The sequence below is a fragment of the Actinomadura sp. NPDC048032 genome (assembly GCF_040653175.1).
GTDB lineage: Bacteria > Actinomycetota > Actinomycetes > Streptosporangiales > Streptosporangiaceae > Spirillospora > Spirillospora verrucosospora.
Genome location: NZ_JBEZJP010000618.1, coordinates 1 through 3,435 on the forward strand (window position 1 = coordinate 1; position 3,435 = coordinate 3,435).

Genomic DNA, 3,435 nt, shown 5'->3' on the forward strand with positions numbered 1-3,435 from the left:
GTCTCCGCACGGGGCCCTTGCGGTTCAGGTCAGGTCAGCACGCGCTTGGTGAAGGTGCGGGTCGCCGCCCACGTCAGCAGGACCGTCCCGCCGACGATGGCGAGCATGAACGCCCACACCGGCATGTGCGGGATCTCGGGCGTGAGCGCGCTGCGCAGCCCCTCGCTCACGTACACCAGCGGGTTGAACAGGCTGAGGATCTGCAGCCATCGGATGTTGTCCAGCGCCGACCAGGGGTAGTAGACGCAGCCGAGCATCGTCATCGGCAGCAGGACCATCGCGAACAGCATCTGGACCTTCTGCGGGTTCATCAGGGTCCCGAGCAGCAGCCCGCCGGACGCCGACATCAGCGCCCCGACCACCATCACCGCGATCAGCACCGGCCAGTTGTCCACGTGCACCTCGGGCGACTGGCCGTCGGCGTGGATGAACAGCACCGCGGGGAACACCAGCAGCCCGCCGATCAGGCCCTGCGTCGCCGCCGCGATGATCTTCTGGACGGCCAGCAGCGGCACCGGCACCGGCGCCAGCGCCCGGTCGGTGATCGACTTCTGCCAGGTCAGCTCCATCATCAGCGGGAAGATCACCGCCATCATCGCCTGCATGATGATCGACGAGCCGACGAGCCCGGGGAGCAGGATGGTGGAGAACGTCGGCCCGCCCGGCCCGCCCGCCATGGCCCCGCCGCCGAGCTTCGGCAGCACGTAGGCGAACACGAACACGAACATGACCGGCTGCACCAGCACCCGGAGGAACGTCGCCAGGAAGTTCTTGCGCATGACCCGCGCCTCGCGCGCCATCATCGCGGCGAACGTGCGGGGGACGGTGGCCCGCGCCGGCGGCGGCGGTGCCAGAACGGTGGTGCTCATTGCTTGCCTCCATCGCGGCCACGAATCGTGGCAGGAGTGATACTCGTGGTGACACTTGGTCGGTGAGAACCAAACCGACCGGGTCTACCGCCGGGCTGGCGGTATGTGAGGTCTGTGGAGCCGGTGTGAGACCGACGGGCAGCACTCTGCCCCTCGCCGTTCATTCGGGTCGGCTGCCGTCTGGGAAGCAGAAAGCTCGACTCGCGAGGGTTGAAGCCCGTTGCTTCGGCAGGGGCGAGGTCAATCGCGGTAGTCCCTTCCGGTGAGGGCGAGGAAGACGGTCTCCAGACTGGGACGCAGCTGGCTGGCGTCGGTGACTCCGACGCCGGCCACGGACCCGATCTCCACGAGCTCGCCGAGGATGCCGTCGGGCTCGGCGGCGAACACGCGCACCTGGCCGTCGTTGATCTCGACCTTGCTGATGCCCTCCCTGTCGCCGAGGGCCTTGACCCCGTCGGGGGCGGGGGAGTCGTAGGCCACGGTGATGACCGTGTCCGCGCCGGCGCTGGACTTCAGCTGGTCCACCGTGCCGCTGGCGAGGATCCTGCCGTGGTCGACGACCGCGACCCGGTCGCAGAGCGCCTCGGCCTCCTCCATGTAGTGGGTCGTGAGCAGGATCGTCTGGCCGCCCCTCTGGAGCCCCCGCAGCACCTCCCAGAGGTTGGTGCGGGTCTGCGGGTCGAGCCCGGCGGTCGGCTCGTCCAGGAACAGCACCTCGGGGCCGTGCATGAGGGCGCGGCAGATCATCACCCGCTTGGCCTGCCCGCCGGAGATCTCGAACGGGTTGCCGCCGCGCTGCTCGGTCAGCCCGAACAGCTCCAGCAGTTCGGCGGCGCGCTTGCGGGCGTCCCGCGCGCCGAGCCCGAAGTACCGGCCGCGGAACTCCAGGTTCTCGGCGACGGTGAGGTCGCTGTCGAGGGTGTTGTTCTGCGAGACGACGCCGATACGGCGCTTGATCTCGACGGCGTCCCTGACCACGTCCAGGCCGGAGACGCTCGCGGTGCCGCCGGTCGGGACGACGAGCGTGGTGAGCATGCCGATGGTGGTCGACTTGCCCGCGCCGTTCGGGCCGAGCAGGCCGAAGAACTCGCCGCGCGGGACGTCCAGGTCGATGCCCTGGACGGCGGGCACCGCGGGCCGCGGGCCGGACGCGGGGTAGGTCTTCCTCAGGTCGACCGTGCGAACGGCGGTTTCGGGGGGATTGGTCACGCGCCGTCTCCCTTCGCTTCCTCGTCGGGGGAGTAGTTCTCGAATTTGTGGATCAACTTGAGCAGGAACCGGCGGACGGCCGCCTCGTCGTCCTCGCCGACGACGTCGTAGAGGCGGGACAGATCGCGGCCGATGGGACCGGACTTCTCGGCCAGGAACCGCCGGCCGGAGTCGGTGATGAGCAGCATCACGCCGCGCCGGTCCCGGTAGGAGCGCTCGCGCCGCACGTGCCCGTTGCGCTCCAGCGTGTCGACGACCGAGGTCACCGTGGCGGGGGTGACCATCAGGCGCTTGGCGACCTCGCCGGGGCGCAGGCCGTCCTCGACGATGAGCAGGCGGAGCAGGAAGAAGCCCGCCGGGCTGATGCCGTGCCGCTCGATGATGCGCCACACGATCGGGCCCGACAGCCGTGCCGCGGCGCCGAAGAGCCGCCCGATCGGCCACTCCTCCACGGGGCCGAACGCCTTGAGGTCGTCGAGGCCGGGGTTCTCCATGCGAGCGATGTTAGACCGCTGATGTTTAGATAACAAATCATTAGTCGCCTAAGCACTTCGGGCTGTGGCGCTTGTCTCAGCGGTGTGAAAGACGTAACCCGTCGTTGAATAGGCATCCAGCCTCATGCATACTCTTGCTTGACGTCAGAGAAGGGCAGAGTGGGCATGGGAATCCGGACGGCGGTCGCCGGCGCCAGCGGTTACGCGGGCGGCGAGGTGCTGCGCATCCTCGCGGGGCATCCAGAGTTCGAGATCGGCGCGCTCACGGCGGGCTCGAACGCGGGCGCCGAGCTCGGCGCGCACCAGCCCCACCTGCGATCCCTGGCCGGACGCGTCCTGGAGGAGACGACCCCCGGCACGCTGTCCGGCCACGACGTGGTGTTCCTGGCGCTGCCACACGGCCGGTCCGGGCCGCTCGCCGAGCAGCTGGGCGAGGACGTCCTGGTCATCGACTGCGGCGCCGACCACCGCCTCGCCGACCCCGCCGAGTGGGAGCGGTTCTACGGCACCCCGCACGCGGGCACCTGGCCCTACGGCCTGCCCGAACTGCCCGGCCACCGGGACGCGCTGCGCTCCGCGAGGCGCGTCGCGGTCCCCGGCTGCTACCCGACGGCGGTCTCCCTCGCGATGTTCCCCGCGCTCTCCGCGGGCCTCGCCGAACCCGACGTCGTCGTGGTGGCGGCGTCGGGGACCTCCGGCGCTGGACGGGCCCTCAAACCGCACCTGCTGGGCAGCGAGGTGATGGGCTCGGTGTCCGCCTACGCCGTCGGCGGCACGCATAGGCATACGCCCGAGATGATCCAGAACCTCAGCGCCGCCCTCACTCGAGTACACCCTGATCACGCCGCACATGAACGGACGGC

General features: G+C 69.9%; 4 protein-coding genes. 1 reads left to right on the plus strand and 3 read right to left on the minus strand.

Annotation, left to right across the window (positions count from 1 at the left end; all coding sequences use genetic code 11):
* Positions 1-29: 29 nt before the first annotated feature.
* The 3 genes from AB0C69_RS40060 to AB0C69_RS40070 form a co-directional block, all read right to left on the minus strand.
* Positions 30-869, minus strand: coding sequence for an ABC transporter permease (locus AB0C69_RS40060; protein ID WP_345179003.1), 840 nt, complete (start codon positions 867-869; stop codon positions 30-32).
* 240 nt (positions 870-1,109) lie between these two features.
* On the minus strand, positions 1,110-2,078 hold the full coding sequence (locus AB0C69_RS40065) for an ABC transporter ATP-binding protein (RefSeq protein WP_345179000.1): 969 nt from the start codon (positions 2,076-2,078) through the stop codon (positions 1,110-1,112).
* Positions 2,075-2,572 carry a MarR family transcriptional regulator gene (locus AB0C69_RS40070; protein WP_353834771.1) on the minus strand — a complete coding sequence of 166 codons (498 nt, stop codon included), beginning with the start codon at positions 2,570-2,572 and terminating at the stop codon, positions 2,075-2,077. The genes AB0C69_RS40065 and AB0C69_RS40070 overlap by 4 nt, the downstream gene beginning before the upstream one ends.
* A 165-nt stretch (positions 2,573-2,737) precedes the next feature.
* Between AB0C69_RS40070 and AB0C69_RS40075 the strand changes: the two genes are divergently transcribed.
* Positions 2,738-3,435 (plus strand): Asd/ArgC dimerization domain-containing protein (locus tag AB0C69_RS40075; protein ID WP_360361615.1); only part of this gene is annotated, 698 nt, incomplete at its 3' end.

Bases quoted from the DNA above. Each gene is read 5' to 3' on its own strand.
- AB0C69_RS40070 (WP_353834771.1), bottom strand. From the start codon at position 2,572: ATGGAGAACCCCGGCCTCGACGACCTCAAGGCGTTCGGCCCCGTGGAG.
- AB0C69_RS40060 (WP_345179003.1), bottom strand. From the start codon at position 869: ATGAGCACCACCGTTCTGGCACCGCCGCCGCCGGCGCGGGCCACCGTC.